At 59.1% G+C, this 1,839-nt stretch carries 3 protein-coding genes; 1 reads left to right on the top strand and 2 read right to left on the bottom strand.

What is annotated here, in order from left to right; translation table 11 throughout:
• Positions 1 to 115 precede the first annotated feature (115 nt).
• Together QMX98_RS34420 and QMX98_RS34415 are read right to left on the bottom strand one after the other, a co-directional pair.
• Positions 116 to 373, bottom strand: coding sequence for a hypothetical protein (locus QMX98_RS34420; RefSeq protein ID WP_083375782.1), 258 nt, complete (start codon positions 371 to 373; stop codon positions 116 to 118).
• 201 nt (positions 374 to 574) lie between these two features.
• Positions 575 to 946: a DUF6124 family protein gene (locus tag QMX98_RS34415; protein WP_083375781.1), complete on the bottom strand. Its 372-nt coding sequence runs from the start codon at positions 944 to 946 to the stop codon at positions 575 to 577.
• 407 nt (positions 947 to 1,353) lie between these two features.
• Here QMX98_RS34415 and QMX98_RS34410 point away from each other — a divergent pair, with 407 nt between their 5' ends.
• Positions 1,354 to 1,713 (top strand): hypothetical protein, encoded by a 360-nt coding sequence (locus QMX98_RS34410; RefSeq protein ID WP_282412073.1) that lies wholly within the window; start codon positions 1,354 to 1,356, stop codon positions 1,711 to 1,713.
• Positions 1,714 to 1,839 lie beyond the last annotated feature (126 nt).

Genomic DNA, 1,839 nt, shown 5'->3' with positions numbered 1-1,839 from the left:
GGCTCGCTCCCACCATTGATCTGCGTCGTACACAAAATCTGTGTCCTGTTGAGATCTACTGTGGGAGCGAGCCTGCTCGCGAAGGCGATTGATCAGGCACTGCAGCGTTTGAAACTCAGCGCTTACCCATCGACCGACGAGTCCCTGGAGGCGCAGCCCCCGGCGTCTTGGTATGGCCATTCTTCGCGCCATTCTTGTACCAAGGCTGGCTGGCATTCTTCGCAGCGGCCAAATCACCCGGTTTGAACGGGAACTTGAACGCCGGGATCGCGGCTTTGGTTTCGCTGTCTGCGCTGGAGTCGACGCTGTCTGGCAGGTCTGCCGGGTCGTCGCTCAAAGCGTCGGCAACCGGCGGTTGTGTCGGGGAAGTCATGAAAGCTCCGGGGTGATGCAAAAAGTCGGGCCCGGTCAGCGAGCCGCGAAAGAGCGGCAGTATACCTGTGTCCAGAGCCGCAAGCTTCACGCCGCAAGCGAGTCCGTCGGGTTTTGTGCCAATCGCGAGCAACCCCCGCACCTGTGGGAGCGAGGCTTGCCCGCGAAGAACGATCACGCGGTCAACCAGACCGAACGCTATCTACCGGGGAACCTCAACCCTATCCAACACCCGATTCACCGCCAACTCCGCCAGCATGATGACCTGCTGAATCGCCATCAGCGTATGCCGCTGCGGCCCCTCCAGACTCGTCGCAAAATCACTGCTCATCACACTCGCCGACGCCAACGACTCACAGGCATGAGCCAACAGACTTTCAGAATCAACATCAGGATCGACCACAAACATCGTGCTCGGCCGGCGCGGTTTTTCGATGTAGCGCTCGGGGGGATCGAGGTAGTAATCGAGCGCGCGCTTCATGGCTTCGTGGTCTTTGATGAGCGATTCGGCCTGGGTGGTTTCGTCGCGGGGTGTGGTGGTGTTGATGGGTGGATCGGGGATTAACTTATCCATGCAAATTTCCTTTTGATGTTGGAGCCATCAATTTCCGATCTCACTCGGAGCAGAGGTGGCAGCTATGTGCGGTGTGAGATTACCGGCAAAAGGAACCCGGCCAGACCGAAGTCTGCCCGCACACAGCCGCCATAAAAAACTTGCAGGCAGCGGATAAGCTGGCGGCAATTATGGGGGGCCTTGCGCTGGTTTCCAATTGTTCAGCCGGAATCTCACTCCCGGTCGCTGAGTTTTCAGCGACAGCCAAAGGTTAGAGAACACGCTTCCTACCCGGCAACCTGAAAAATGCGTGGGAAAACGCTGTGTTTTTTACACATCGTTCAACACAAAAATGGAACGCAGAGCGTCCCAGGCGGCATTCCCACGCGGAGCGTAGGGAACGATCAATCGGGGGCAGTAGAAAGAAAATGGTCGGCTGTCAGGCCGCCTTCGCGGGCAAGCCTCGCTCCTACAGTGGAACGATGCACGTCTGCAAGAAATTGGTCGGCTGTCAGGCCGCCTTCGCGGGCAAGCCTCGCTCCTACAGTGGAACGATGCACGTCTGCAAGAAATTGGTCGGCTGGCAGGCCGCCTTCGCGGGCAAGCCTCGCTCCTACAGTGGAACGATGCACGTCTGCAAGAAATTGGTCGGCTGTCAGGCCGCCTTCGCGGGCAAGCCTCGCTCCTACAGTGGAACGATGCACGTTTGCAAGAAATTGGTCGGCTGGCAGGCCGCCTTCGCGGGCAAGCCTCGCTCCTACAGTGGAACGATGCACGTCTGCAAGTGATTGGTCGGCTGGCAGGCCGCCTTCGCGGGCAAGCCTCGCTCCTACAGTGGAACGATGCACGTCTGCAAGTGATTGGTCGGCTGGCAGGCCGCCTTCGCGGGCAAGCCTCGCTCCTACAGTGGAACG

Origin of the sequence: Pseudomonas sp. PS02303 (genome assembly GCF_029959925.1) — a bacterium.
Taxonomy (GTDB): domain Bacteria; phylum Pseudomonadota; class Gammaproteobacteria; order Pseudomonadales; family Pseudomonadaceae; genus Aquipseudomonas; species Aquipseudomonas mandelii.
The sequence above is the reverse complement of the archived record's forward strand: the minus strand, read 5'-3'. Positions and strand labels throughout refer to the sequence as shown.

Excerpts from the sequence above, each read along its gene's own strand:
- QMX98_RS34410 (WP_282412073.1), top strand. The coding sequence starts at position 1,354 with ATGGTCGGCTGTCAGGCCGCCTTCGCGGGCAAGCCTCGCTCCTACAGT.
- QMX98_RS34420 (WP_083375782.1), bottom strand. The coding sequence starts at position 373 with ATGACTTCCCCGACACAACCGCCGGTTGCCGACGCTTTGAGCGACGAC.
- QMX98_RS34415 (WP_083375781.1), bottom strand. The coding sequence starts at position 946 with ATGGATAAGTTAATCCCCGATCCACCCATCAACACCACCACACCCCGC.